The organism is Caulobacter sp. ALps2 (assembly GCF_058681635.1).
This window is the reverse complement of record NZ_CM178743.1, coordinates 5,249,385-5,274,816: the sequence shown is the minus strand read 5'-3', so window position 1 is coordinate 5,274,816 and position 25,432 is coordinate 5,249,385. Positions and strand designations below refer to the sequence as shown.

At 67.7% G+C, this 25,432-nt stretch carries 22 protein-coding genes; 16 read left to right on the top strand and 6 right to left on the bottom strand.

All coding sequences use genetic code 11. The features are described 5' to 3' along the window. The first annotated feature begins 124 nt into the window (after nt 1-124). From ACW173_RS24925 to ACW173_RS24915, 3 genes are all read left to right on the top strand, one after another. Entirely contained in the window at nt 125-2,230 is a 2,106-nt protein-coding gene (locus tag ACW173_RS24925; protein ID WP_492082838.1) for a ParB/RepB/Spo0J family partition protein, read from the top strand. Between the two features lie 726 nt (nt 2,231-2,956). Continuing rightward, a complete protein-coding gene (locus ACW173_RS24920; protein WP_492082837.1) occupies nt 2,957-3,304 on the top strand; it encodes a DUF736 domain-containing protein in 348 nt (115 codons plus the stop codon). Nucleotides 3,305-3,375: 71 nt separating this feature from the next. Beyond that, nucleotides 3,376-4,308, top strand: coding sequence for an ArdC family protein (locus tag ACW173_RS24915; protein ID WP_492082836.1), 933 nt, complete (start codon nt 3,376-3,378; stop codon nt 4,306-4,308). Nucleotides 4,309-4,311: 3 nt separating this feature from the next. Here ACW173_RS24915 and ACW173_RS24910 read toward each other — a convergent pair whose 3' ends face one another. Continuing rightward, entirely contained in the window at nt 4,312-4,680 is a 369-nt protein-coding gene (locus ACW173_RS24910) for a hypothetical protein (protein WP_492082835.1), read from the bottom strand. Between the two features lie 366 nt (nt 4,681-5,046). Between ACW173_RS24910 and ACW173_RS24905 the strand changes: the two genes are divergently transcribed. Continuing rightward, nucleotides 5,047-5,385 (top strand): DUF736 domain-containing protein, encoded by a 339-nt coding sequence (locus ACW173_RS24905; RefSeq protein ID WP_492082834.1) that lies wholly within the window; start codon nt 5,047-5,049, stop codon nt 5,383-5,385. A 15-nt stretch (nt 5,386-5,400) separates the two neighbouring features. On the opposite strand, the gene ACW173_RS24900 is transcribed toward ACW173_RS24905, so the two are convergent. After that, entirely contained in the window at nt 5,401-5,895 is a 495-nt protein-coding gene (locus tag ACW173_RS24900; RefSeq protein ID WP_492082833.1) for a helix-turn-helix domain-containing protein, read from the bottom strand. Between the two features lie 330 nt (nt 5,896-6,225). Here ACW173_RS24900 and ACW173_RS24895 point away from each other — a divergent pair, with 330 nt between their 5' ends. From ACW173_RS24895 to ACW173_RS24885, 3 genes are all read left to right on the top strand, one after another. Further along, the gene (locus tag ACW173_RS24895; protein ID WP_492082832.1) at nt 6,226-6,783 is read left to right on the top strand and encodes a GntR family transcriptional regulator; all 558 of its coding nucleotides are present in this window, start codon (nt 6,226-6,228) and stop codon (nt 6,781-6,783) included. Between the two features lie 940 nt (nt 6,784-7,723). Further along, nucleotides 7,724-8,386, top strand: a complete 663-nt coding sequence (locus ACW173_RS24890) for a lasso peptide biosynthesis B2 protein (RefSeq protein WP_492082831.1) — start codon at nt 7,724-7,726, stop codon at nt 8,384-8,386. Nucleotides 8,387-8,389: 3 nt separating this feature from the next. After that, the gene (locus ACW173_RS24885; RefSeq protein ID WP_492082830.1) at nt 8,390-10,234 is read left to right on the top strand and encodes an asparagine synthase-related protein; all 1,845 of its coding nucleotides are present in this window, start codon (nt 8,390-8,392) and stop codon (nt 10,232-10,234) included. Here the strand turns inward: ACW173_RS24885 and ACW173_RS24880 are convergent. The 4 genes from ACW173_RS24880 to ACW173_RS24865 form a co-directional block, all read right to left on the bottom strand. Beyond that, nucleotides 10,132-12,612: a prolyl oligopeptidase family serine peptidase gene (locus ACW173_RS24880; protein WP_492082829.1), complete on the bottom strand. Its 2,481-nt coding sequence runs from the start codon at nt 12,610-12,612 to the stop codon at nt 10,132-10,134. The genes ACW173_RS24885 and ACW173_RS24880 overlap by 103 nt on opposite strands. 34 nt (nt 12,613-12,646) lie before the next feature. Continuing rightward, the gene (locus ACW173_RS24875) at nt 12,647-15,616 is read right to left on the bottom strand and encodes a TonB-dependent receptor (protein ID WP_492082828.1); all 2,970 of its coding nucleotides are present in this window, start codon (nt 15,614-15,616) and stop codon (nt 12,647-12,649) included. 163 nt (nt 15,617-15,779) lie between these two features. Further along, nucleotides 15,780-16,790: a FecR family protein gene (locus ACW173_RS24870; RefSeq protein ID WP_492082827.1), complete on the bottom strand. Its 1,011-nt coding sequence runs from the start codon at nt 16,788-16,790 to the stop codon at nt 15,780-15,782. A gap of 13 nt (nt 16,791-16,803) precedes the next feature. Beyond that, complete coding sequence (locus tag ACW173_RS24865; protein ID WP_492082826.1) at nt 16,804-17,307, bottom strand: RNA polymerase sigma factor; 504 nt, start codon at nt 17,305-17,307, stop codon at nt 16,804-16,806. A gap of 150 nt (nt 17,308-17,457) precedes the next feature. On the opposite strand from ACW173_RS24865, the gene ACW173_RS24860 reads away from it, so the two are divergent. The 9 genes from ACW173_RS24860 (at nt 17,458) to ACW173_RS24820 (ending at nt 25,282) form a co-directional block, all read left to right on the top strand. Then, a complete protein-coding gene (locus ACW173_RS24860; protein ID WP_492082825.1) occupies nt 17,458-17,802 on the top strand; it encodes a helix-turn-helix domain-containing protein in 345 nt (114 codons plus the stop codon). 168 nt (nt 17,803-17,970) lie between these two features. Then, the gene (locus ACW173_RS24855; protein WP_492082824.1) at nt 17,971-18,717 is read left to right on the top strand and encodes a DUF2285 domain-containing protein; all 747 of its coding nucleotides are present in this window, start codon (nt 17,971-17,973) and stop codon (nt 18,715-18,717) included. Nucleotides 18,718-18,840: 123 nt separating this feature from the next. Continuing rightward, nucleotides 18,841-19,128 carry a helix-turn-helix transcriptional regulator gene (locus tag ACW173_RS24850; protein WP_492082823.1) on the top strand — a complete coding sequence of 96 codons (288 nt, stop codon included), beginning with the start codon at nt 18,841-18,843 and terminating at the stop codon, nt 19,126-19,128. Next, nucleotides 19,121-19,600 carry a DUF2840 domain-containing protein gene (locus tag ACW173_RS24845; RefSeq protein WP_492082822.1) on the top strand — a complete coding sequence of 160 codons (480 nt, stop codon included), beginning with the start codon at nt 19,121-19,123 and terminating at the stop codon, nt 19,598-19,600. Before ACW173_RS24850 ends, ACW173_RS24845 begins: the two co-directional genes overlap by 8 nt. Then, nucleotides 19,597-20,115, top strand: a complete 519-nt coding sequence (locus ACW173_RS24840; protein WP_492082821.1) for a S26 family signal peptidase — start codon at nt 19,597-19,599, stop codon at nt 20,113-20,115. The genes ACW173_RS24845 and ACW173_RS24840 overlap by 4 nt, the downstream gene beginning before the upstream one ends. Further along, complete coding sequence (locus ACW173_RS24835) at nt 20,112-20,933, top strand: lytic transglycosylase domain-containing protein (RefSeq protein WP_492082820.1); 822 nt, start codon at nt 20,112-20,114, stop codon at nt 20,931-20,933. Before ACW173_RS24840 ends, ACW173_RS24835 begins: the two co-directional genes overlap by 4 nt. Nucleotides 20,934-21,170: 237 nt before the next feature. Further along, nucleotides 21,171-22,889, top strand: a complete 1,719-nt coding sequence (locus ACW173_RS24830; protein ID WP_492082819.1) for a relaxase/mobilization nuclease domain-containing protein — start codon at nt 21,171-21,173, stop codon at nt 22,887-22,889. A gap of 12 nt (nt 22,890-22,901) precedes the next feature. Then, nucleotides 22,902-24,872 (top strand): conjugal transfer protein TraG, encoded by a 1,971-nt coding sequence (locus ACW173_RS24825; RefSeq protein WP_492082818.1) that lies wholly within the window; start codon nt 22,902-22,904, stop codon nt 24,870-24,872. Then, entirely contained in the window at nt 24,869-25,282 is a 414-nt protein-coding gene (locus ACW173_RS24820; RefSeq protein WP_492082817.1) for a ribbon-helix-helix protein, CopG family, read from the top strand. The genes ACW173_RS24825 and ACW173_RS24820 overlap by 4 nt, the downstream gene beginning before the upstream one ends. Nucleotides 25,283-25,432: the final 150 nt, after the last annotated feature.

Genomic DNA, 25,432 nt, shown 5'->3' with positions numbered 1-25,432 from the left:
GACGGCTGCAGCCGGGTCCCCGCGAAACCGCCGCTCCGTTTGCACCCCCCGGTCTCGCCGACGGGCAGGGGCCAGGCGCAACCCGCGCCTGCCCCCAACCCTAAACGGGAGACCTGTTATGTCCGTGTCCAGTCAAACCGCCCCAGCGACGGTCCACGAAAAGGGCCTCGTGCTCACCGACACCGGCGCCGTGCGCGCCGGTGAGGAACGCGTCTATCCCCTCAACAAGCTCAAGCGCTCGCCCGACAACGTGCGCAAGGGCGGCCACAGCCAAGCCGTGATCGAACAGCGCGCCGCCTCCATCCTCGACAAGGGCTTGATCCACCTGCCGGTGGTCAAGCCCGAGCGCCGCGCCGACGGCAGCGAGACCGGCTATGCGCTGGTCACGGCCGGGGAGAGCCGCCGCCTCGCCCTTCGCCTGCTGGCCAAGCGCAAGCTGATCCCCAAGACGGTCGGGGTGCGCTGTCTGGTCGATGAACGTAACGACGCCGTCGCCGTCAGCCTCGATGAAAATTTCAGTCGCGAGGCGCTTCATCCGGCTGACGAATTCCTGGCTTTCCACGATCTGGCCGAAGGCCAGGGCCAGGGCGCGGAGACCATCGGCGCGCGGTTTGGCGTCAGCGCCGCCTTCGTGCGCCAGCGCCTGCGTCTGGCCGCCGTCGCCCCCGACCTGATCGACCACTACCGCGCCGAGGACTTGACCCTCGACCAGCTGATGGCGTTCGCCGTGACCGAAGATCATGACCGCCAGCGGCAGGTCTACGCGAGCCACCGCCACGCCCAGCCCGCCGCCATTCGTCGGGCGATGACCGAGACCAGCGTCGCCGCGCGCGACCGCCGCGTGGTCTTCATCGGCATCGACGCCTATGTCGAAGCCGGGGGGGCGGTGATCCGCGATCTCTTCACCGAGGACGACGGCGGCTATCTGTCGGACCCGGCCCTGGTCGACCGGCTGGTGGCCGAGAAGCTGGCGGCCCTGGCCCAGGAGCTTCGCGACCAGGAAGGCTGGAAGTGGGGGCAGGCCCATCTGGACTATCCCCACGGCCATGGCCTGTCGCGGGTCTGGCCCCAGCCGGTCACGCCGACGCCCGAAGCCCTCGCCCAGGCGGAGGCCCTGCGCGAGGAATATGACGCCCTGTCGCAAGCCTGGGAGGCGGTCGAAGCCCTGCCGCAGGACGTGGAGGCGCGCCTCGTCGAGCTGGAAACCCTGCTGAACCCCGAGGTGGTCGAGGCCTACACGCCCGACGCCCTGGCGCGGGCCGGGGTCTGGGTCGTCCTCGGCTATGACGGTCAGGTGCGGATCGAGCGGGGCCTCGTGCGGCCCGAGGACGTGCCGGTCGCGCCCAAGTCCGCACCGGAGGACGACGACCAGACGGGCGAGGCCGAAAGCCTGGACGACGAGGCGGCGGCGGACGCGTCCCCGCCTGTCCGACCGACCGAGGCGGACGCCGAGCCCGAGGGCGACGCCACCGCGCCGCTGTCGGCGCGGCTGGTCGCCGATCTCACCGCCCACCGCACCGTCGCCCTGCGTCTGGCGATCAGCAACGATCCGGACTTGGCGCTGCTGGCCCTGACCCACGTCCTGACGCTGACCACCTTCTTCGGCGGCGGGCGCGCCTCGTGCCTGGAGGTTCGCACCGGCTCGGCGATGCTCACCGACCACGCGCCGGACATCCAGAACACGCCCGCCTTCGAGGCGTGCGAGGCCCGCTATGGCCAGTGGGCCAAGCTCATGCCTAAGAAGCCGGAAGAGGCCTGGAGCTTCGTCGCCGGGCTCGACGCGGCCAGCCGCCTGAGCCTCCTGGCCTACTGTGTCAGCCAGACGGTCAATGCGGTGCGCACCTGGGAAGAGCGCGGCGCGGCCCTGAACCAGGCCGACGCCCTGGCCAGCCTCGCCGGTCTCGACATGTGGCAGTTCTGGGAACCCACCGCCGAGCGCTACCTCTCGCGGGTCTCCAAGGCCCACGTGCTGGCGGCGGTGGCCGAGGCCGTCTCCCCCGACACCGCCACGCGCCTGTCGGGACTCAAGAAGGGCGACATGGTCGCGGCGGCCGAGCCCGAACTGGTCAAGGCCCAATGGCTCCCGGCGCTGCTGCGGACCAAGCCGGTGGCGCAGCCGGATGACCCGGAGGGCGGCCCGGCGGCAGCAGATGCGTCTGAGGGCTTGGCCCAGGACGCCACGCCCGACCCCGAGGTCTGCGAAGAGGCGATGCTGGTGGCCGCCGAATAGGTCCCTGGACGGGCCGCTCCCTTGGAGCGGCCCGTTTGGCCGCGCGTCAGGCGCTCTCCCCGACGTGGGATGAAGGGGCGCCCGCCGCGTGGCGGCGTGGGCAAGAGGGCGGCCATCAGGGCTTCCAGCTTGGAAGCGACCGGCGGGTCGGCGGCGTCGCGCCTGCGGGGCGGCGCCAGAGGCGGTCGAACCTCTGCGGAGCCAAGAGGCGGCCACTGACCGGCGCGGGGAAACTCGGGTCGTCCAGGGATCGACAGGGCGCCGAGACCTTCGGCCAAGGTGTGATCCAGGCCACGCCGACCCCGCCGCCTTCGACGAAGACACGTTAGACAGGCTGGCCCTGGCGCGACCGCCATCGCCTTGAGGGCGACCTTTGGAGGGGGGCGCTTCAGGCGCGGGCCGACCCCGAGACCTCGGGCGCGGCGGCGACCGCACCGATCCCGGCCATGGCCGTCCTGTCGCTGACCGGGCCACGTCTGTCGCGGCCTCTCTGGGCTTGATCCGAACCAGGGCGTCGCCCGGCGGCAACCTGGCCATCGGCTTTCTTCCCCGGCGCACACGCCTTCCTCGCGAGGCAACAAAGCCGCCGTCGGCGGTCCTGCGCTGCGCTGCGGGTCCGTCCCGTCCTTCGGCCGGAAGCGTCCTGCCGCCCGTCGCCTGTCCCCGGTCTCGGAGCGCCATCGAGGCCGCGAAAGGCGCGGCCCGAAAAAGCGAAAGGACTACACCATGGCCCGCATCGGCACGTTCACCGCCACGCCCGAAGGTTTCTCGGGTTCGATCCGCAGCCTGAAGCTCCACGTTCCGAAGGTCGTCTTCAAGGCGGTCGAAGGCGATCCCGCCAAGGACCAGCCGGTCTACCGCGTCTTCGCCGAAGGCGCCGAAATCGGCGCGGCCTGGAAATACACCTCGGCCGCCGGCGTCGACTACCTGTCGGTCCGCCTGGACGACCCGAGCTTCCCCGCGCCGGTCAGCGCCCGCCTCTTCGCCTCCGAAGAGGGCTTCGACCTGGTCTGGAGCCGCCCGCGCAAGCGCGACGACGCCGACCAACCGGTCGCTCCCGAACCGGAAGCCTGACGGCTCGCTCCCCTTGCCCCCGCCGCCAAGCGGCGGGGGCGCCCTTTCACCCCAACGCCAGGGAGGCCGCCATGACGCGCGCCCAAACCCCTTCGCGCCAGGACGGCGCGACCCGCCAAGACCTCTACGCCGCCATCACCAACCAGATCCTCGCCGACCTCGAAACGGGCGTGGCGACCTGGACCAAGCCCTGGGCCGCCGGTCATGCCGCCGGTTCGATCACCCGGCCGCTGCGCCACAGCTTCGAACCCTATTCCGGCATCAACACCGTGGTGCTCTGGGGCCGGGCCGTCGAGCAGGGCTACGCCGCCCCGATCTGGATGACCTTCCGCCAAGCCCTCCAATTGGGCGGGGCGGTGCGCAAGGGCCAGACGGGAACGATGGTGGTCTACGCCAATCGCTTCACACGCCAGGAGACCAATGACCGAGGCGAGGACGTCGAGCGCTCGATCCCCTTCCTCAAAGCCTACAAGGTCTTCAACGTCGAGCAGATCGAGGGTCTGCCCGAGCGGTTCCACGGGACCAGCGCCCCGCGCCTGTCCGAGAGCGAGCGCATTGCCCGGGCCGAGGCCTTCCTCGACGCCACGGGGGCCAGGGTCGAGCATGGCGGCGACAACGCCTGCTACAACCTCGCCACCGACCTGATCCGGCTTCCGGACTTCGCCGCCTTCGCCAGCGCCCATGACTACTACGCCACGCGCGGCCACGAGACGGTGCACTGGACGCGCCACCCTTCGCGGCTGGATCGCGACTTCGGCCGCAAGGCCTTCGGCGACGAAGGCTATGCCCGCGAGGAGCTGGTGGCCGAACTGGGGGCGGCGTTCCTGTGCGCGGACCTGGGCATCGACCTTCATCCGCGTCCCGACCATGCGGCCTACATCGGCAGCTGGCTGAAGGTGCTGCGCGGCGACAAGCGGGCCATCTTCACCGCCGCCGCCCACGCCCAGCGGGCGGTCGAGCACCTCAAGGCGCTTCAGCCGGTCTCCGAGAGGCGGCCGGACTGAGTGTCAGGCGGCCTGGCCGGCGGCGACGGCGCCGTCGGCCAGATCCGGCGCGGCAGGGTCTTCGAAGAGATCGTAGCGCAGGGGCGGGAAGGCGGCGTTGGGGGCGACCTCGCCGGGGGCCTGTTGCGAGCCCGCCAAATGCACCAAGACCTCATTCATCCCGCGCGAAACGGCATGCGGCCAAGCCTGGTGCCCCGGCACGGCTTCTCGGCTGATGTCCTTGGAAAGCTCCAGGCAGAAGATCGTCCGCCCGCCGTCGGGATCGCGCCGGGCGAAGGCGAAGAGGCCGCCGCCGCGCACGAACCGGCCGTCGTGGTGGTGCAGGCTCATGAAGCCGACCCCGTCGATCACCACGTCGCTTTCCTGCGCCATCGCATCCTCCATCTCGCGCCTTTGCCGATGAGAACAAAGATGGAACAAAAGTTCGCGCGAGTCGAATCCCCAGAGGTCCCGAGGCTAGGGGGACTTTGCGATTCTTTCCCAGAGGCTCTTTGTGTTTCCTGGAGATCTTCGGTGGATTGAGCGGGCAAAACCCTTGCGACACAAAGGTTTGGCGCGGACCAGATAGTCGCCTCCAACCGCCCGCCAGGCGCTCTATCGATCGTCCGCGACACCCGGCCCGCCGCCGCTCCCCTCGGCGGCCGGTCGCGGCGACCCGATCGACAAGGCGTTTCCCCCAACGCCCCGATCGGGTCGCCGCCTTGCCGGGGTCCCTCCCTCGGTGGGCTGGAGTCTCCCATGTCGATCCTTGGCCACTTCCGTCGCGAAGGCGACGGCTTCACCGGTCGCCTGACGACCCTCAGCCTCGACGCCGTCGTGCGCCTGGCGCCGACCGGCAAGGTCAGCGGCAAGGGACCTGATTACCGGGCCCTGGTCGGTGAGAACGAAATTGGCGCCGCATGGCGCGCGGGCGACGCCAGCGGCGCCCTGCTCAACGTCAAGCTCGACGATCCGGCCTGGCCCGAGCCGGTCAATGCTCGCCTGCTGGCGGCCGAGGACGGCGTCCTGCCGCTGACCTGGATCCGCCAGGTCGACAAGCCCGCCACGCCGCCCGCGCCGCCGCCGCCCTCGGACTAGGCGCGCGCCGTCGTCCTAGCCTTCGGCGTCATCGTCGGGATCCTCGTAGGTCTTGGCGATGGCCCGCTCGAGATAGTCCTCGGCGCTGGCGTCCTGGCGCTCGAACAATTTGCGGATCTCGTCGCCGATCTGCCGGTATCCCGAAACCAGCAGGCCCGGCGGCACCCGCGACAAGCGCGGTCCGATCTCCGTGTGGAGATCTCGCGTCAGAATGAAGAAGGCGGTCGCCATCATGTTGTCCATCATCAACACGGGCAATTCGGGCCAGTTGTACTGGACGCCCAGATGGATGCTGGTGGCGTCCGACCGCGTGGCCTTGGCGAACCGCCGGATCTTGTCGAAGTCGTAGGCGCGCAGCCCCTTCTCGAAGTCCTGATAGGTCCTGAGCGACACGCCCATGCCCGCCGCCACCTGGACGGAGGTCATGTGGCGCTCCTTTTTGACGAGCTTGAGGATCTGGGACAGCAGGCGCCTCTGACGCGCTAACGGCGTCTTGGGATTGGCGGCCATCCTTCGCTCCAAGGGACTCAATCAACCTGGAGGCTAGTAGAATAGCAAACTCCCGGCACGGCAACTCCTCCGAGTGGAGATGTTTGCCTGGGCGCGGCGAAATTTGGCCCGGACGGGCAATCACGATCGACATTCACCAAACTTGCCGGGCCACCCGCAACCGATCGGCCTTCGACCGGCAACCATTCCTGGGGTCAGCCCTCATGTGTTGCCGGTCGAATCAGCCGTCCACAGGAATGGCGGCTCACTCCAGGCGCTGGAGATGTCCGCCCATCGACGGGGTCCTGGCGACGGACGGAGACTTCAGGCCCCTCCATGGGAGACCTGACCTTGAGCCGAGACCGAGACCCGTTCGATCGCACCCTCGAAACACTGCGCCGGCGCCTAGCCGAACACGGTCCGCTGCAAGGCGACCCGCTACCCGTCAACAGTCTGGCCACCGAACTGGGCGTTAGCCCCACCCCGGTGCGAGAAGCGTTGGCGCGCTTGGCCGGCGAAGGTCTGGTGGCGCGGACGGGATCCGGCTACGCGGGCATCGTTCATGACGCCTTGAGTCTGGCGGGCCTCTACGGTTTGGCCGGTATCCTGGCGCTTCAATTGGCCCGCGCGACGCCAGGCGCGGCGGCGGTCGCCGCCGCGCCGTCGGACGCGATTGTCGTCATGGCGCGCGGAGCCGACAACCGGATCCTGGCTGCGGAGGTCCTGCGCATCGTCTCGCAACTGGCGCCGTTCAGCGCCGCCGAGCAGGTCGTGCTGTCGCCCGACCGCTGGCCGCCGGATCCAAGCGAGATCGCCGAATTCTTTCGTCGCTATTATGCGCGACGGGTACGGCGCAGCGAAGCCATCCTGACCGCCGCCGTGACCGCGAAGATGCGGACGCGAATATAGAATTGAATATAGGTCCAGCCGGTCGCCCCCTGATTGCGCCGCGATGATGCGGCGTTCAAAGGAGACGACCATGCGTACGCGACTGATCGCTATCGGCTCGGCCTCGGCCCTGACCCTGGCCGGCGAGATCCAGCTGGTGCCGGAAGACATGACCGGCAAGCTCTATTCCGGCGTCTGAGCCTGAAGAAGGCGGCGGACGCCTGGCGTCCGCCGCTGACGGTCGATCGACGCCGAAATGCGCGACGGTCCCAAAAGAGGGCGCAGGACGGACGACGCCGCCGTCCGGACCGCGCCGCGAATATAGGTTTGAATATAGACGCCAGCGCGCCGCGCCTGCTGAGGGCGCATTTGGCGGCCCACCTCAAGGGGCAAGCGGCGCCCATTCCCTACAGACTGATCGCCCCTGGCTCAGCCAGGCCCTGACCCTGGCCAGCGACCTTGTCCTGCTGCCCGAAGACCTGACCTGCAAGACCGTCTCGGGCTGAACCTGAAGGCGGCGGAGATTTGCGCTTTCGCCGCCGCGCGGGGCTTCATCGATCATACGAAGATCCATCATGATCAAACTTCTGATACGGGTCGGGTCGGCCAGACGCCTGACGCACGGTGCCGGCGGCACGATCCCCGAGGCTCTCGTGCCCCGGCATTGCGAGCCCGAGTGAGCGGCGCTCCGGCGAGCGAAAGATTCCCCGAATATAGATTTGAATATACGTCCGCCTGGTCGCCTCCTGATTGTCGCCGCATCTCGCGGTTGAAAAGCGAAGGAGAGACCACGATGACCCAGCGTCTGATCCGCGTCGGCTCGGCCAAGCAGCTGACCGAAGGCTCCGAAGGCACGATCCCGGAAGGCGTCCAGCCCCGGGAATTCTCGCTCGTCTGAGCCGTCGCCGACGGAAGCCAACCCGCTTCCGTCGGCGCCTTGTCGCGCGACCAGGAGATGACCTTGCGCCTGAAGCTGACGGAACCGGTTCACGCGGTGATGATCGATACGGATTTAGTCTTCCTCGACATCGACGCCGACACTTATTTTTGCCTCCCTCTGCCGGCGGGCCTGGCAAGGCTGGACGGCGAACGACTGGAGACACCCGACCCGCTGCTTGGCGAGGAGCTGATGGCCGCAGGCCTTGTCCGCCAAGACCAGGCCGGGACCGGAACCTCCCGCCACGCGCCGCCGCCGGCGCCGTCTCGCACGGCGCGGCGACTGCTGGAGCTCAAGGGCGGCGCCGAAGTCCGGATCCGGCCCGCGCATCTTGGGGCGTTGGCGGCGGCGGTCCGCGCCGGCGTGGCCAGCCGCAAGCGAACCTTTCGCCAGTTGATCGAGGCGCATACCAGGACCAAGGCCGATGGGCCGGTCGAGATGGACCGCCTGCTGTCCGACATCGCCGTCTGGCGGAGCCTCGCGCCATGGCTGCCGCTCGACGGGGTCTGCCTTTTTCGCAGCGGAATGCTCGCGGCCTTCCTGCGGAGCCTGGGTCATCGTCCGACATGGGTTTTCGGCGTGCGCACCTGGCCGTTCCAGGCCCACTGCTGGCTGCAGGTCGATGACGTGGCCCTGGACGACGAGGCCGAACGTCTGTGCGCCTTCGCGCCGATCCTCGGAGCCTGAGCCATGGCCTACCTGGCCCTCACCCATCCTGGCGGGCGGACCGCCGAGGCGTTCGACGCGATGGTGGCCGATCTCCAGAAGCGGGGGTGGAGGCGCATCCTAGCCCCTTACGCCCTGGCCATCCTCGTCAAGGACGTCGCCGCCCCGCCAGTGCGCCCGCTGGGCGACTGGCGTGGACCGGTCGGCGCGGTGATCGGCGAAATCTTCGATCGCGCGGCGCTCGACGCGGGCGAGGCGCGGCTGCTGGATCTGGACGTGCTTGGCGGCTTGGCCAGCGACGATCCCAAGGCCATCGCCCGGCTGCTCGCCCAGCACGGCTTTGGTGACTACGTGGTGGTGATCCGCCAACGCCAGGGCGGGACACCCATGGTCGTTTCGGATCCGCTAGGCGGACGTCCGGCCTTTGCCTGGGTTCGTGACGGCGTCACGGTCATCGGGGACGAGCCGCCCGATGGCTTGGCGGCGCCCGCCGACGTCGCCGTGGATTGGCCGGCGGTGGCGGCGCTAATGGCTGATCCGCGCCGCATGGGCGCGGCGCCGCCGCTTGAGGGCGTGACTTGGATTGAGCCGGGCGTCTGCCGGCATGGCCCTGACCTGCAACATCGTGATGTCGTATGGACGCCGGCCTTGGCGGCGCGGCGGGGGCCGCGCCGTGGGGATAAGGCCGGACTGCGCCGAGCGGTCGAGGGGACCCTGCGCGCGTTCTTGATCGGTCGAAGCCGGGTGCTGTGTGAGATCTCCGGAGGGCTGGACTCCGCGATCGTGGCGACCAGCTTGAGGGCCGTCGGGCGTCCGGCCGACGCCGGGCTCAACTTCTTCCGCGATCAGGCAGAGGCCGACGAGCGGGTCTATGCGCGGGCCGCGGCCGAGCGCGCGGACACGCCGCTGCGCTGCGTGGAGCGACCGCTCCTGGCTCTGACGATGGACGGTCTGATGGCCGATGCCGGAGCCTTCCGACCCAACTTTGAAATTCTTGACACAGACTTCGACGATCTGGCGCTGGAGGCGATCGCCGAAACCGAGGCCGACATCCTGTTCACGGGGCACGGCGGCGACGTGGTCTTTTACCAGCTGGCCGCCGCCGACCTGGCGGGTGATCTCCTGCGGGGCGCGCCCTGCGAAGGCTCGCGTCTCGCCCGCCTTGTCGAGGTCGCCCTGCGAACCCGGCGGTCGATCTGGAGCCTTGCCGCCCAAGCTCTGCGCGGGCGGCCCACGCGCGCGGTCGAGGCGTTGATGTCGGCGCCGAAAATCCTCGCGCCGAACTTGGCCGAAGGCGCGTGGCACCCGTGGGTCTCCGATCTGAACGGCCTGCCGCCGGCCAAGCGCGCCCAGATACGCGGCTTGGCGCTCACCCAAGGGGTGTTCGCCTACACGCGCCGAGGCGCGGCGGCGCGGCTCTGCCATCCGCTGCTCAGCCAGCCGGTCGTGGAGGCCTGCCTGGCGACGTCGACACCCGTGCTGAGCCAGGGAGAAGGCGAGCGCAGCTTCGCGCGCCGGGTGTTCGCCGACCGGTTGCCGGAGATCATCGTCTCGCGTCGGTCCAAGGGCGACATCAGCGTGTTCCTCGGAAGAACCTTGGCCCGCAATGCGCCGATGCTACGCGACTTCCTTCTGGACGGGCGCCTGGTGGCGAAGGGCGTTCTTCACCGCGAGGACCTCGAGGCCGTGCTCAGTCCCGAGGTCCTGATCTTTCGCAACACCTACGCCGAAGTGGTCACGGCCACCGTGCTCGAAGCCTTCGTTCGCTATTGGGAAGGTCGCGCGCCGGGGGCGGGCGCCGCCGCCTCGGGCTCGGCTGCAGCCCCTGTCTTGGATCCGGTCGTGCGGTCCTCGGAAAGCGCGGCGTGAAGGAAGGCGAAGGATCGTGCGTAGACGTCGCGGACGTTGGCCGGTGACTGCACCACGTGTCCCTCGCCCGCATAGGTAAGGAGTTCGACTGGTTTGCCCTGGCGGTAGAGCGCGGCGAACATCGACATCGACTTGTAGGGATCATAGTCGAGGTCGCCTTGGATCAGCAGGACGGGCGCTGTGATCTTGTCGGCCTGGAACAGCGGGCTGCCGTCGATGTAGCGCTGTGGCCGGGCCCAGGGCGGGCCGGCCATTCGGCCCTGTCCGCTTTCGGCCCAACCAAACATCGTGGAGACCCGAAGCATGACTTCCGGGATCGCCGTCGCGGCGGGGCCTTGGGCGGCCCAGTAGGACAGCAGGTCGCTGACGCCTGACGACGAGATCACCGCCTTGAACCGAGGCGTCTGGGTCGCAGCAACGAGCGCTCCATAACCGCCATAGCTATGACCCCAAACGGCCAGGCGCGTCCTTGACAGCCCCGGATCGGCGGCGAGCGCCGCATCGACCGCCATCAACATCGCTTCACCCAACCGGTCCTGTGGGGCGGCGTCGGCCGGGATGGGCAGGCTCGGCGCCAACACCGCGTAGCCGGCGCCGACCATCAGCCGGATGTTGGCGGTGTAGCCGCGAAAATCTGGAGCCGCCAAGACCGAAGGCGAGGTGTAGTTCGAGCCGGGGTAGGGCACCACGATCAAGGGACGGTCGTCACCAGGCTGGTGGTTGGCCGGCGTGTAGAGCCAGCTGGTGACGGTCTGGCCTGCGGGTGTGCGATGGATGATGGCCCTGGGGGGCTCAAGATCGATCTGAGCCAGGCTGGGGTTGAGGATCATCAGGGCGCGCGCGGGCTGACCCTCACGCGTCAGCCACAGCGTCCCCACGCCCTGGTCCGTCTTGCTGACGCTCAGGCTCGCGCCGACGATTGGGGCTTGTGCGAGCATGACCGTGCCCGTCGGGAGCGGCGAGGACGCGTGTTCCTGGCCATTGGCCATGATGGCTCTAGCCCCGTCAGCAGCTTCGACCTGGACGGCGGACGGAAGGTTTCCGGCCAGGGCCGGTGCGCTGACGACCTTGTCGTTGGGGCCGGCGATCCTGTGGGAAGGTCCGCCTAGCTGCAGGAGGCCATCGGCCGTGCGCACCAGGAAGCCTTGCGGCGACGGGGCCAGGCGTCGCCCACCCTCGACCGTCAGACCAGACACCAAGATCTCGGGGCCTGCCTGTCCCACGCGCCACCAGCTCATCGGCTCGCCCTCCCTGCGGTGGGCGAAGATGGCCGGCGCGCCATCGACCCAGCCGGCGTCCGGCTGCAGAAGCGCGGTGGTGGCGCCGACCGTCCGCGTGACGCCTGGCGCAAGGTCTGGCGCTAGCTTCACCGCCTGTCCGGACACGGCCGCGCGCCAATAACGGATGTCGCGCCAATCGCCCGACTTGGCGTCGTCCGGCCTGGCGCTGAACAGTGCGGATTGACCATCAGGCGACCAGCTCACGAGCGACGAGGCCAGGTCGCAGCGGAGGCAGGCCTGGACCAGGGCGCCGGAGCGAAGATCGGCGAACACCAGGCGCCGGCGTCGGTCGAAGAGACCGTTCTGAGCCAAGAACGCCCCGTCCATCAGCACCGGCTCGTCGGCCGATATCAACGCGGCCGTCCCGCCACCGGGGGCGACGGACAGCTCCATGAAGGGGCCACGCGCGACCACATGCGAGGCCCCCGTCGCGGCGTTGAACACGACAAGGTCCGCGTCCGGCCAGGGGGGATTGTGCTCGGCTCCGGGACCACCACGCAAGGCGATGACGCTTGGGCGCCCAGCCTGCGCCGCCGACCAGGCCGCCACGGTCCGCGCCTGCGCCTGCCAACCCTGGTTGAGCAGCATCGACGGGGTTTGCGGCGTGGTCGTGAGGGCGACGAGCTCGTCATTGTTGCGCCAGCGCGCCAGACTGAACCAGGCTTCCGCATCGACGGCGCGCCCGGACCAGCGCACCCGTCCGGAGGCAAGGTCGAGGACGCCCAGCTCGTTGGTGTGGTCCCTGAGGCGATAGATGACCAATCGCCGACCGTCGGGCGAGAGCTGACCCAGGCTCTCGCCAACGCCGGCCGGCGAGCCGAGCAACAACCGGGGAGCCCCCCCGTGTTCGACATCGACGACATAGAGACGTCCTGTCCGCTGGATCGACAGGAACTCCAGGTCCCATCGACCCGCGGCGGTCACGGGCCCCTGAACCTCGAAGACGAGCGTGCGCCCATCGCCCGAAAACGCCGCGCGACCGACATTGCGGACAGCCAGCATATCTTCGACCGTGTAGGGCCGCGCCGGTTTGTCCGAGGTCGCGGTCGCGGGTGTCGCCAGCGCGCAGGCAAGCGCCAGCCCTGCGAAAATTCGCATTGCCTTGTACTCCAATGTTCAGGGGGCTGGCGGCCTACCAGGCCTTGGTCAGCTGCAGCGCGACGACCCGGCCGCTCGGATCATAGTTCGTGGCGTCAAACCCCACGATCTGCGGCGCGTCATAGAAGGGCGGGTCCTGGTCGAAGAGGTTCTGGACCGTCAGCGCCACCGCCGTACCACGCCAGAGGCCCGAACGTGTCGAGGGCGACCAGCGCACCTGCAGGTCCGCTGTCGTCAGGGGCTTCATCCGACGACCCGCGTCCGTGTGCAGGTCGCCCGTATGGTTGAGCGACAGGGTGGTGGCGAAGGCGTCGTGGGTCCAGGTCGCCGAGCCGCGAGCGCGCAGATCCGCCGGGAAACCGGCCATCCCGGCCAGCTCGGCGGAACTGGAGGCCGAGGTGATCTTGCGCTTGTAGTGCATGAGCCACGACAGGTTGCCGGCAAGGTCGAGCCGGTCCGCGCCCAGATCCAGGCGATAACCGCCGGTGAGATCGACGCCCTCGACCGTGAAGGCGCCGGCGTTGACGTACCGCGCGTCGCCGATCGCGCCATAGGCCTCGGCGGGATAGAGCGCCTGGGCGGCGGCCGAGGCGTTGGCGAGATAGGATTTCACCAGCGCCAGGTCGGCCGCGTTGGTCGATGGTGCGACCAGGGTGCGGAACGGCGCCAGGTCGCTGGCCGTCAGGATGGTCGACAGGTAGTTGATCGCCGGCCGACCAATCCGACCTTCGAACTCGGTTCGAAAGAGCGTGCCGGAGAGCTTCAGTTGAGGGTGGTCTAGCGGCGCATATTCGAAGCCGCCGGTCCAAGACTTGGCGGTTTCGGGGGCCAGGTTTGGATTGCCGCCGATCAAGATCAGCGTCAGCACCGGGCGCGAGCCGTTGCTCAAGTTCACTGGTGTGGCGCTTGGGGCGTCGGTCAGTTGGCCGATCGACGGCGCGCGGAACGACTCGCCATAGGTCGCGCGCAGCGTCACGTCTTCGACCGGCGCCCAGGCCAGGCCAAACTTCGGCACGGTCGATTGCACGCCACCCCCATAGTCTTCCCAGCGCACGGCTGCTGAAAGCTCCAGCTTCGAGAAGCCGGTCTTCTGGAAGTCGCCGCCAAAGATCGGGATGCGCGCTTCGCCGAACAGGGCGTGGACCGTGCGCTCGCCACGGCGTGGCGCGATCGGCACAGGCGTCAGGGACGACGAAGTGCTGACCCCATACATCTTCAGAAATTCGCGGCGAGCCTGGGCTCCGACAGCCAGGCGCACGGCGCCGGCCGGCAGACTGAAGAGCGTTCCGTCGGCGGTCACGTTAGCGATGTCGAGCTTGCCAAACGTGCGGCGACGGTCCCAGCCGGAGACGACGAAGTCGAGCACGGCCTGCGAATTTCGGCCCTGGCCGATGTAGGGATTGAAGTAGCCGTCCCGCGCGGCGCTGTAGCTGCTGAGCGGATTGTCGGCCAAATTTCCGAGCGCCTCGTTTAGCGCCGCAGAGTTCACCAGCCCGCTCGATCCGCCGCGCGTCAGCTCTTCACCGTGCCCGGCATAGACGTCCAGGCGCCAGTCGGCGAGCAGGTCGACCTTCGCGCCTAGGGAGAAGTTGCTGCTGCGAACGCGGCCGACCCCGCGACTAGCGCCGGTTTCGTTCTGAAAGGAATAGGCGACGGTGTTGGACGCCGCGCCGTTGGGGGACACGAAGTAGGGGTTGGCGCGCGACACCGTCATGGCGGCGATGGGCGCGAGATTCCAATGCGCGTAGCGCCGATTGCTGAACCGCGCTTCGGCGTTTAGGCGAACTCGGGACCCGACCTCCTGGGTCGCCGAGGCGTAGACGGCGGTGCGCTCCTGCTCGGGCAGAATCCCCGCCACCTCGTTCTGGTTCTGATAGTTGATCTGACCGGCGAGGAAGGATGACGGCGTCAAGGCGGTGCCGCTTTGCCCCGACGGGATGGCGTAGGCGGGCGCGTTGGCGATCAGGATGTTGCCCGGTTGGCTATAGAAGAGCCGGTGATCAATGCCCCCGAACGATCGCAGGTCGGCGTTGGCCGTGTAGGCGCGGTCTCGGCCCATCACCTGATTTGTGCGTTGATACTCCGCGCTCAGGAGGAGTGAGCCGCTGTCCCAGGCTGTCCCGTAGGTTTGGGCCAGCTGGTACTGGCCAAGGCCGCCCTGGGTCGCGCCGCCGATCCGGGCCCGGGACTCCATCCCGACCCAATGGTCGCGCATTACGACGTTGACCACGCCGCCGACCGCGTCCGAGCCATAGACGGCCGACGCGCCGTCGAGCAGGACGTCGACTCGCTCGACAGCCGACAGGGGCAGGCTCGAAATGTCGGCGAAATCGGCCATCAGGCCCGCGCCGGCGACGCGTCGGCCGTTGACGAGAACGAGGGTCGCGTCGGCGCCAAGGCCCCGAAGGTTCACTCCGGTCGCGCGCCCGGCGTTGTTGCCGGTCGTGTCGGCGCCGATTCCGCCGGCCCGGTTGCTGGCTGTGCCCGAAAAGGTTTGCGGAAGCGCGGCTAGGGCGTCTCCGATGCTACCGAACCCGCCACGATCGATGGCTTCGCGCCCCAATGTTACGACGGGTGAGGCTGAATCCTTGCTGCCGCGAATGTGCGAGCCAACGATGACCTCTTCGAGCAAAACAGGATCGCTGTCCGGCGCTGAAGACGCGACCGCTTGACCGGCCTCCGCGCTGACGACCGCGCCGTCGGACCCCAAGGTGCTGACAGGGGCGCGGAGCGGGCGCAACACCAGCAGGCCTGGACGAATCTGATCGACGGCGACGTTGCTGCCCGACAGCAGTCGCTCGACGGCCTCGCGCGCCGTGAAGCGGCCATTGATCGCCGGAGCCCGAAGGCCGGCGACCAGCTCGGGCTCGAACAGGATCTTGAAGTTGGCTTGGCTCGCCACCGTGACGAGCGACTTCTGCATCGGTCCCGCCGGCACGGCGACCGAAAACACGGGCTCCTGCGCGGCGGCGATGGTCGGCGCGACGGCCGCCAGGACGCTCAAGGACGCTGAACTCAACAAACCGACAGTTACGCGCATCATCTCCAAATTCCCCCGCCATCGGCGGGCGCGACCTGTTTGATGCGCGCTTCAGCCGTCGATGGATCGCGGGTGAGACGACCGAACACGGCGGCTCGGGCGGTGGGCGCGTGAAAAAAATATGACGCTAGGCTTTTGGTTCCCTCTTGGGTTGCAATTCGATGTCTCCGTTCGAATTGCGTTCCGCCTTCAGGCCGTAGTGCCATGAGACCGCGGCGATGAAATCGTCATTGTCGCCAGTCGGAAAGACGCCGCTTATACGAGACGCGCGCGGCGCGCCGACGCCCAGCACCATCTTCTCGCGGCTGTAGCGGTTCAATTCGGCGACGGCTTCGTCGAGCGGAAGGTCCTGGAAGATCAAGGCGCCGGACGTCCAACTCGTCGCGGTTTGGACATCCACGGGGATAGGCGTCGCCGTGGCCGCGGCCGCAGGCTTCAACGCCAAGGCCTCGCCGGGCTTCAACCGCCAGGTCTTCGACTTGGCGTCGCTATCGACGATCTCAACGCTGCCCTGGGTCAGCGTCACGCGGACATCTTGGCCGATCTTGCGCACTTCGAACCGCGTGCCCGTGGCGCGAACGCGGGTGTCGCCCGCTCGGACGATGAACGGACGCTGCGCATTGTGGGCGACCTCGAACAACGCCTGACCGCGCAAGAGTTCAATCCGGCGCTCGCCGCCACTGAAACGGACGCGGACCCGACTGTCTGTGTCGAGAGTGAGCCGCGAGCCGTCCGCGAGCCGGACGCTGAAGGTTTGGCCGACGCCGGTCGCGTAGGTTGGCCGCATCGCGAAGTAGCCGCCCGCGATTGACGCCACGACACTCGCGGCGACAAGCGCGCCCACCACCACGCGCACCCGGCGCGTGCCAAGACGCATGACAATGCGCTTGCGCTCGGGCCCGCGCGCAAGCGCGTCGGCGGTGGCCTGGCGGATGTCGGGGTCATCCTGCAGCGCCCGGACGCCCCTGCTGATGTCGTCGACCCGCTCGTACTCGGCCCAGTTTTTGGGGTTGGACCGCCAGCTCGAGAAGGCCTCCAGATCGTCGGCGTCTAGCCGAGGGTGGGGGTCGTTGAGCAGCGCATGCCAGGCTCCCGCCTCGCGGATTACGCGCTCGTCCTTGGTTCGGTTATGGATCATGAGGAGCGCCGCCCTAGTCCCGCATGGCCGCCGACGTCAATGCTAGGGCGCGCCGCATCCGGTCCTTTACGCGGCGCTCCGGGATATCCCGGAGCTTGGCGACCTGGCGGTAGCTTAGCCCCTGTATATGGGTCAGCAAGAAAACATCGCGCAACTCTGGCGGTAGAGCCAGCACGATTTGCTTCAGCATCAGTGCATGTTCTTGAGGCGCGGCGGTCGACTGGGTCGTGAAGGCGTCCACGTCTGTTCGCCGGGTTTCCTCGCGCAGCGATCGTCGCGCGCGGTCTCGGGCCAGATTATCGGCCACCGTCAGCAGGAAGGCGCGGTGGTGCAGGATCCCTCCCGCCGCCTCCTGCGCGGCGGCGCGCAGATATGCCTCCTGGGCCAAGTCGTCGGCCTGGTCGCCGTAGCGTTTTCGCAGCACGCCGCGAAACCAGCTGTCGTATCGCCGGTAGAGCGCTTCGACCGCCCCGGCGAAGTGAGGGCGTGTCGGCGCTGGAGAAGAAAAGCCATCCATGGGGCTGTCCACCTGAGATTGCCCCACAGAATCCCGCATTCAATGTGTCAGATAAAGTCATATTTTATGAAAATAGGTCATATTACATCCTTAGACGTTCGCTGACGCGCTTCGACACTGACCGCCTCGTTGTCGAAGGGGTCTGTGCGTATGTCGTCGTTGCGTCGCCAAGTGGGGACCAAGGTTCGCCACTACCGCGAGCGTGCCGGCCTGACCCAGACTGAGCTTGGCGACCTGATCGGAAAGTCGTTGGAAACGATCGGTCGGATTGAGCGAGGGACTACCGCTCCCAGCTTGGCGCTTCTCGATAAGCTGGCTGACGCATTGAAGGTCGACCCGCGAGACCTGCTTGGCACCGGAAGCCATGCTGCAAAAACGCGCAAGGCAGACCCGCTTGCCCAGCTCATTGATAGACTCGCTGGACTCTCTGACGAGGATCTTGCGCGTGCCGAGAAGCTTCTTGCGGCAGCTATCGAATGGAAAAATTCGAAATAGGCTTCGCATTAATAGGCGAGCATCAATCGTTGACCGAGCAATGAACCAGCCAGGTCGCTGCAAATCGTTGCCGGTGTCTTGGCGCATGGCTGCCGATTGACCTGATCACAACTGTCGTAGCCGAGGTTGAACTGGGCCGCGGGGGCTGTCCTCTGGCTCCCTGTCGGCATGGCCGCGCCGCTCGCCAATCGGGGACCGGATCGGACGCCGAGCGCTGGCGCCGGCGGCGGCTGGCGCGCGTTTGTCAGGCTGACGACGCCAGCGCTGTGCTGGGAGTTTCTCCGACGCAACCCGGCCTATCGGGTGGACTTCGACCGCGCTCAGGGCGCCGGCGCACGGCTAGATCGACGCTGGGGTCTGGCTGCGCCCGCCGACCCTGATCTGTCCGCCGACGAGGGCAAGGTCATCTGGCGCGAAGACGTCGCGCCAGGTCTGGTCGTGCCGGTGGAGCGCGCATCCTTTGGCAAACCACGGTCGCTGCCCCTGGCGCGATCCGACATTCATCATGGCGAGGATGGGCGCCACATCCGTCTTCCGAGCGGACTGCAGGTCTTGCTGCGTGGAGACGCTCCGGCTGGCGGCCCGCTGATGGTGGTTATGGCCTATGACGCGGACTTCAACCTCCGGGTCCGCGCCGTCGACGCCTTGCGCCGCGCCGATTTCACCGACGCGCCGCCGGCCTCGCGCCTCAACACGGCGCAAAAGGAGCGCCTCGCGCGCTGCCTCTTCGCGCTGGATGCGACGCTCAGGGACCGCACCCACCGTGACATCGCCCGTGAGCTCTTCGGCCCCGAAGAGACAGAGGGACCTGGCTTCGCCACATCGACCATCCGCGACGTCACCGCGCGCCTGGTCCGTCGAGGGCGCGCCCTGATGTCGGGCGGCTACCTCCGCCTGCTGCGGGCCGGATTCTAGCCGGGGCGAATTCGGCCCCCTCCCTGCCTTCGCCATCCCTGATCGACGACCTGGTGCGCCAGCCTTTCCTGGAGCCGCCGCCCGATGTCCGGAGCTTTCCGGCGGCTCTCGTAGGATCAGGTCATGTCCCAGATCGATGAGCCGTCGCCCGAGCGTCTCCTGTTGGCTCCCGAAGCCGCCAAGCATCTGCGCCTTTCCCCGGCGACGTTGGCCAAGCACCGCTGCTACGGCACGGGGCCTGTCTATCGCAAGAACGGCGGGCGCATCCTCTACGCTTTGAGCGACCTGAACGACTGGTCGCGACGCGGCGTGCGACGCTCGACCAGCGATCGTGACGCCGTGGCGACGCCGCCGGCCCAGGCCCACGCCGCCGTCGCGCCGGCCTATACCGGGCGGCGCGGCGATGACTGAGCGCGCCAACTCCGGCCTGACCCGCGTCGATCTGGTGTTCCTTGCCAAGCGGATCGAGCGCTGGATTCGCTTTGGCCAGATCGCGGCTGAAGAGGTCCACGATCGTCGCCGTCGCACCGTGATGTTCGCGCCCGGCGAGGTTTTCGCCTTCGTCCGCTGGCGCGCGGAGTCCTATGGGACTGTAGACTCCCGGATCGCCATCCTGCGCGCGGTGCGCCCAGGCCAGGCCTTTACGACCTATCCCGAAGTGGCCCCGGGCGCCGAGATCCTGCTTGATATCCACGGCTGGTCGAAGGTCCAGGCAGTCCTGGAAGCCATCGACAGCGTCGAGCGGATTGGCGTCCAGCCGCATCGGGCCGCGCCGGACTATTGGCGTCACGTCGGCGCCCGGGTCGGCGTGGGCTTGCCTGCACGCGCCTACGACCGCGCCCGTCATCGCGCCTTCACCGTGCGCCGGGGTATCTTCCAATGAACCGCCGCCGCGTGGTTCCCGTCGCCGTCGCGGCCGCGATCGGTTGCATGCTGGTGCTTCGACCGGGCGCTCGACCGGCGCCGCGTCTGCTCTTCAACACCACTACCAGCGCGCCGATCGGCTTCTATCTTTTGACGCCAGGGCGCTACACCAAGGGGCAGCTGGCGGCGGTCTCACCGCCCCCTTCGTTGGCGAACTGGATGGCGCGGCGCGGCTACCTGCCGGCCAATGTTCCGCTGCTGAAGGAAGTGGCGGCCGTTGGCGGCCAGCGTGTCTGCGGCCGGGGCGATGCCCTGTCGATCGACGGCCAAACCCTTGCCCGCATCCGACCGAAAGACCGTTGGGGCCGGACGCTTCCCGCCTACCAGGAGTGCCGACAGCTTGCCGCCGGCGAGGTGTTTCTTCTCAACCGCCACGCTCCCAACAGCCTCGACGGGCGCTACTTCGGCCCAATGCCGGCGCGCCAGGTGATTGGCGGCGCGCTCCCCCTGTGGACCTGGGAGGCGCGGCGATGACCGACCGCCCGTTCCTTTCCTTGTTCGGTCGGTTTGCCGGTCCTTTCCTCGTCCCGGTCAAGACGACGTCGGCGGTCGCGCGCAGGCGCGGTCAAGGGCGGCCGCCAGGCCGGCGCGGGACGCGCCTTGCCCTTGACGGCGACGAGCACGGCCGCATGCTTGTTGTCACCGAGATGATCGTCAGGACTCCGCGCGCCGCGCGCGCGTCCGCCTCGATCTGTTCGGCGTTGGCCGCGCTCATGGTCGGCTTGGCGGCGACGCCTGCGTCGCCCGCACCAACGGTCAGCCGCAGTGAGACCATCGCGGCCGCCGTCGATGAGGCTTCGGGCCGTTTCAGCATTCCCGCCGCGTGGATCTACGCGGTTATGCAGCAGGAGAGCGGCGGGCAGGCGTCGGCGGTGTCGGCGAAGGGCGCGATGGGTCTGCTCCAGCTGATGCCCGCCACGTGGCGCGATCTGACGGCCGACTTGGGACTAGGCGACGATCCGTTCGAGCCTCGCGCCAACATCCTGGCGGGCACGGCGTACATGCGTCGAATGTATGATCGCTTCGGCGCGCCAGGGTTTCTCGCGGCCTACAACGCAGGCCCCGAACGATATGCCCGCTTTCTAGTTTCAGGAACGGCGCTCCCGCGAGAAACCCAAAGCTACGTTCGCAGACTGTCGCCCCTGATTGCGGAAGGGAGCCTCCAAGGCGTCTCGGCCAGGCCAGTCTCAGATTGGCGCACAGCAGGCGTCTTCGTCGCGCGGGAGGCGGACGACGCCAGGACCGGCGATCCTTTGGCTCCAGGTAAGCCTTGGGTGGCGGTGCGGCCATGACCGTCAGTAGATCATGGGGCTGGGAGGTCTGGCAGGGGAAGCTTGAGGCGAGGCAGGGACGGTTCAAACGCCACATCAGCCTAAGGCAAGATAAAAGCACAGGGACCTTCGGCCCCTATGTGTTTGATGATGTTCGGGTTTTACAGGGACCCTCGACGTCGTCGCGGTCCTCGAAGTCCAATTTTCTTCACGAAAACAAGGGCCTCATAGGGACCTTCCGCGTAGTCGCGTGCCGTCATGCGGCGTGACGACGATTTCGAACCCAAGGTTGGTCGGATCCGGGATCGAGGTGGCGACGCGGCGGGAAAAATCCGCAGCTTCTCGTCCGAGGTCGCAGCGGCCGCGCGAAAGACTGGCCTAGGCAGTCTGGATCTTGGCCCTCGCCGCGGCGTCCGGTCCCTCGGTCGTGGTCGCGCGATCCCGCGCTCACAGAGCCAGCGCCAGGTCATCGTCAAGGGCCGGATCATCCGCCATCGCGGCCAGCGATTCCGAGCGGCCAGCGTCGGGACGCATCTCTATTACTTGCGCAGAGGCGGCGCGGGACGCGATGGCCGCGCCGGCGAGTCCTTCGATCGTGACGGCGTCGCCGACCACGAGGGCTTTGCGAAGCGGGCCGAGCCGGACCGGCATCATTTCCGCTTTATCGTCTCGCCCGAGGACGCCGCCCAACTGGCCGACCTTCGCGCGACCACCCGCGATCTCATGGCCCAGATGGAGAAGGATCTGGGGACGCGGCTCGACTGGATCGCCGTGGATCACTGGAACACTGACAATCCCCACGTCCATTTACTGGTGCGGGGCGTTGCCGAAGATGGTCGCGATCTGGTGATCGACCGAGACTACATGACCTTCGGCCTGCGCGAGCGGGCCAAGCAGTTGGTCACGCAAGAACTCGGGCCGCGCTCGGCGCTGGAGATCGCCGCCGCCGCCGATCGTGAGATCGAGGCCGAACGCTGGACCGGCCTGGACCGTCGCCTGCGCGACAGGGTCGATCCCGCCAGCGGCCATATCGATCTTCGCCCCCATGACCGAGACCGCTCGGAGGACCGCCGGCGTCTGATTGGACGGGCGCAGGTTCTGCAGCGTTACGGCCTGGCCGAGGAGGTCGCGCCCGGTCGCTGGCGCGTACCAGAAGACCTTGAAACCAGGCTCCGCGAGATCGCTCTGCGCGGGGACATCATCAAGACCCTTCATCAGGCGCAGGGTGGCGTTGATCGGGATCCGGCTAGCCTGGTGATCGAGGGCGAGGCGCTGAACGCGCCGGTCACCGGGCGTCTGGCGGCCCGGGGGCTGCACGACGAACTCAATGGGCAGGCCTATGCCGTCGTCGATGGCGTTGACGGCCGTCTGCACCACTTCCGATTCCGCGATCTCGCCGCTTCAGGCGACACGCCCGTTGGCGGGATCGTGGAGGTTCGATCCGCTGTCGACGCCGATGGCGTCAAGAGCATGAGCCTCGTCCATCGCTCCGATCTGTCGATCGCCTCGCAAGTCTTGGCTACCGGGGCGACTTGGCTGGACAGGCAGCTCGTCGTCGCCGAGCCGACCACGCTCGCCCAGCACGGGTTCGGCGCCAAGGTGCGCGGCGCCTTGGATCGCCGCCGCGACCACCTCGTAGGCTTGGGCCTCGGCGAAATGCGCGATGGCCAGTTTCAGCCGGGGCGGAAGCTGATCGCGAAGCTCCGTGACGCCGAGCTCGACCATGCGAAGGCCAAGCTCTCAGTCGGCGGCAAGACGGTCGTGACGGGCGGGGAGGGGGAGGCGGTCTCGGGCGTCTACGTCCGCCGCCTCGACCTCGCCTCCGGCCGCTTCGCCATGATCGATGACGGCCTTGGATTTCAGCTGGTGCCCTGGACCCGGGCGCTGGAGTCCAGGCTCGGCCAGGAGGTGACGGGAACGATCACGAAGAACGGGGTGGATTGGTCGCTGGGGAAAAAGCGCGGGCTTGGACTGTGATGGTGCAAGCAAATGAACGGCACGAAAATCCTCTGGGGCCAGATCCTTGTGGTCGCGGCCCTGACCCTGGGCGGTGTCTGGGGCGCGACGCAGTGGACGGCGTGGCAGCTGGGGTATCAGGCGGCGCTCGGGCCGCCGTGGCTATCTGTCGGCGCCTGTCGCCTTTACCCGCCGCCAGCCTTCTTCTTCTGGTGGTTCGTCTACGACGCCTATGCGCCACCGATCTTCGCCCGCGGCGCGTTCATCGCGGCTGGGGGAGCGCTTGTCGGCGTCGCCGCGGCAATCGGTATGTCGATCTGGCGCGCGCGCGAAGCCAAAACGGTGACGACCTATGGCTCGGCGCGATGGGCCGAGCCGGCCGAAATTAAAGCCGCCGGTCTACTGGGCGACGACGGCGTGATGCTGGGTCGGATCGGCGAGGCGTATCTGAGGCACGACGGTCCAGAGCACGTGCTGTGCTTTGCCCCGACCCGGAGCGGTAAAGGCGTGGGCTTGGTCGTGCCGACCCTGTTGGTTTGGCCGGGCTCGGCGGTGATCCACGACATTAAGGGCGAGAACTGGCAGCTGACCGCTGGCGCCCGGGCCGCCTTTGGCTACGTCCTTCGCTTCGACCCGACTGACGCCGGGAGCAGCGCCTACAATCCCTTGCTCGAGGTGCGCCCCGGACCGACCGAAGTCCGAGACGTGCAAAACGTGGCCGACATTTTAGTCGATCCGGAAGGGGCGCTCGAGCGCCGAAATCACTGGGAGAAAACGTCCCACAGCCTTCTCGTCGGCGTCATTTTGCACGTTCTCTATGCCGAGCCCGACAAGACCCTGGCCGGCGTCGCCAACTTCCTGGCCGACCCGGCTCGATCAATCGAGGCCACGCTGCGGGTGATGATGACGACCCGGCACCTCGGGGACCGGGTCCACCCGGTCGTCGCCAGCGCAGCCCGAGAGCTGCTGAACAAAAGCGACAACGAACGCAGCGGAGTGCTCTCAACCGCGATGAGCTTCCTCGGCCTCTACCGCGACCCGGTCGTGGCGGCTGTGACGTCACGTTGCGACTGGCGCATCACTGACTTGGTCGAGGCCGACAAGCCGGTCAGCCTGTATCTGGTGGTGCCCCCGTCGGACATCAGCCGGACCAAGCCGCTGATCCGCCTGATCCTAAACCAGATCGGCCGACGGCTGACCGAAGGCCTTGAGGCGTCGCGCTCGCGCCGGCCGTTGCTGCTGATGCTCGACGAGTTTCCGGCGCTAGGGCGCCTGGACTTCTTCGAGGCATCGCTGGCGTTCATGGCCGGCTACAAAATCCGCGCCTTTCTAATAGCCCAGTCGCTGAATCAGATCGAAAAAGCGTACGGGCCCAACAACGCCATCTTGGACAACTGCCACGTACGCGTGGCTTTCGCGACGAACGACGAGCGCACGGCGCGCCGGATCAGCGACAGTTTGGGCACCGCCACAGAGATGAGGGCGATGAAGAATTATGCGGGCCATAGGCTCTCACCATGGCTTGGACATTTGATGATCTCGCGCCAGGAAACGGCGCGAGCGCTGCTGACACCGGGTGAAGTTATGCAGCTTCCACCGCAAGACGCCATCGTCTTGGTCGCAGGCGCGCCGCCCATTAGGGCGCGGAAGATCCGCTACTACGCCGACACGCGTCTCGCCGGACGTTTGCGACCGATCGCGAGCGTCGATCAGCGTCCGCTGGCCAGCGGCCCGCCTCCATGGGCGGTCGTGGCGACGGCTTCGGGAGCACCGGGCCCCCTGGCAAAACCCGGCGCCGACGATGGCGGCTTAAAACAGGAGCCGGAGCTGGCGGTTCATGAGCACCGGTCAATCGATCCAGCAGCTGATCCGATCGACGCTGAGCCGGAGGCCGACGGGGACGAACTGCAGCAGGGAAGGGAAATGCAGCGGCGCTTCACGGGCGTCGCGCGCCAGACCGCCATGGATCAGGACGACGGCATTCCCTTGGGCGGTGACTCGTGAAAATCCCCACTAAGGTCTTTCTCCCACCCGACACCATTCGCAAGCTCGACGCTCTTTCTGACCGGTCAGGGCGGGGCAAGTCGGAGATCACCAGGGCCGCGATCGAGTCGTACCTGTCTCCGGATTCTGCTGAGGCTGCAGAGGCGGCGATGACGCGTCGGTTAGACCGCTTGTCTCGTCAACTCGACCGGATCGAACGTGACGTCACGATCGTGACCGAGGCGGTGGCTCTCTATGTGAAGACCTGGTTGAAGATCACGCCGGCGATGTCCTCAGCTGAGGATCGCGCGGCTGCCGCGAAGGGGCAGGAACGATATGCGGCGTTTGTCGAACTATTGGCTAAGCGACTTACGGAAGGGCGTCTCCTAAAGGGGGAGGTGTTCGCTGATTTTCCCGACGACCCGTCCTGACTCATCGCTGAACTTGGGAATGTCCGCTCGTCGGCGAGCAGGTCGGCGCGTTGGAGAGGGAGCCTGCAGAACGGCGGACCTGACTCAAAGCGGAAGTCGGCGCGGACACGGAAGCCCGACGTTCAGCTGGGCGCTAAAATGACGGTGTAC